Below are 1,492 nucleotides of genomic sequence, written 5' to 3'. Positions count from 1 at the left end.
GACCGCCAGCGCCAAGTCCATCCTCGCAAAGCACCGCCGAGCCAAAAAAGCGCTCGCAATCACAAAAGCGGGATGCGAATGAATGAGTCAGAACACTAGGTGTAAAATTGCTGCGCGCATCCGGCTAATTTGCGGGATTCCGGCCTGACATCGCGCTAAGCTCTTTAATATTACTTTGTTAAAGCCAACGGAGTCGTGAATGGCATCGCCAACCCAGCGCTCTCTCGGAATTCTTAATCTGGAACGAGGCAGGGTGGCCGGCGCTACGCTGCGGGCGCCGCTAAGCGGTTCCTTGATGAGTCCAGCCACTTACGACTTTCCCGTGATTTCAGAAACCGTCGTGGGTGCTTGGGTGGACTTGGTTGTCCCTGGGGCGCCTGAGCTCGAGCCAGCCTGCGTGGCGGCAGCCAAGCGCCTGGTCGAGCGGGGCGCGGTAGCGATAAGCGCCAACTGTGGCTACTTTGTCCGGCACCAAGCAGCTGTCGCCGCGGCTGTGGATGTACCCGTAGTCACGTCGAGCCTGCTGCTTCTGCCGGCGCTACTCCGCCAATTGCCGGCGGTCGCCAAGCTCGCCGTTGTGGTCGCCCAGCCGAAGCACATAAGCGAAGACATGCTTGGCATCGGCGATCCAGCCGCACGGGCCAGGGTGGTCATCGGAGGTCTCGAAGATAGCGTACTAGTGCGAAATGAGAATATGCGACCGCCGCCACCGACGGATATCGCGGACGTCGAGAAGGATGTCATCGCCTGCACCGCGCGACTCCGCGAGTCATATCCAGATATTGCTGCATTTCTATTCGAATGCACCGCGCTTCCGCTGACAGCTCCGGCGGTTCGTCGCATGACGGGGCTGCCTGTCTACGACATCACGACACTCTGCCGGATGACGTTGGCGAGTGTCGTGTGAATGCGTTGTTGCGTTACTGAGTACCCGCTGCGTGGCGGTGGGTCCCAGCGAGTTGTGCGTAGCTGGCACCAACGCACGGGGCGTTGCGCTCAAAGCGCGACGGTCGGCCATTTGTGATTGTTCGCTCGTTAGAACGATGGCCCTCGCTCCCAGCAGAAGGTCTATCTCGTCAGCAGCCATATCAACGAATGCCCACATGCACTTCGGAAGGTTCAATCGCGATCGACGCGGCGTGCGCTGGCCGCGCGCGTCGATTTGCGTGAAGCTAGTCTCGATGGTAACGCCGTCTTGATCAAGATCCGAGAAGAGCCAAGTGCGGGAGATAGCCTTGTGTCAAAGCGGACTGGCTGTCCTGCACTCGCTTCGGACGATGGACCGCTGCATCCGGAGCCGATTGAGCGATCCATCGAGCATAGACAAACGATCGAGAAAGCGGGATTCGCCTGGATCGCTACTTGGTGCGACGATTCTGTCCGTATCGTTATGCTAGTGTTCTGTCACTGACATTTGAATCCCAGCTTGTCGCGAACATGATTCACTCGCGGCATGGGAAACGACTTGATTGTACTTGATCGCAAGGCTCGC

At 58.6% G+C, this 1,492-nt stretch carries 1 protein-coding gene; it reads left to right on the top strand.

The window, feature by feature from the left end; translation table 11 throughout:
* Positions 1 to 199 precede the first annotated feature (199 nt).
* Positions 200 to 907, top strand: coding sequence for a hypothetical protein (locus IVA80_RS36130; protein WP_247439882.1), 708 nt, complete (start codon positions 200 to 202; stop codon positions 905 to 907).
* The last annotated feature ends 585 nt before the right edge of the window (positions 908 to 1,492 follow it).

The sequence above is a fragment of the Bradyrhizobium sp. 139 genome, assembly GCF_023074175.1.
GTDB lineage: Bacteria > Pseudomonadota > Alphaproteobacteria > Rhizobiales > Xanthobacteraceae > Bradyrhizobium.
This window is presented reverse-complemented; position numbering and strand designations above follow the sequence as displayed.

What these genes read in the sequence shown, in the direction of transcription:
- IVA80_RS36130 (WP_247439882.1), top strand. Translation starts at nt 200, where the DNA reads ATGGCATCGCCAACCCAGCGCTCTCTCGGAATTCTTAATCTGGAACGA.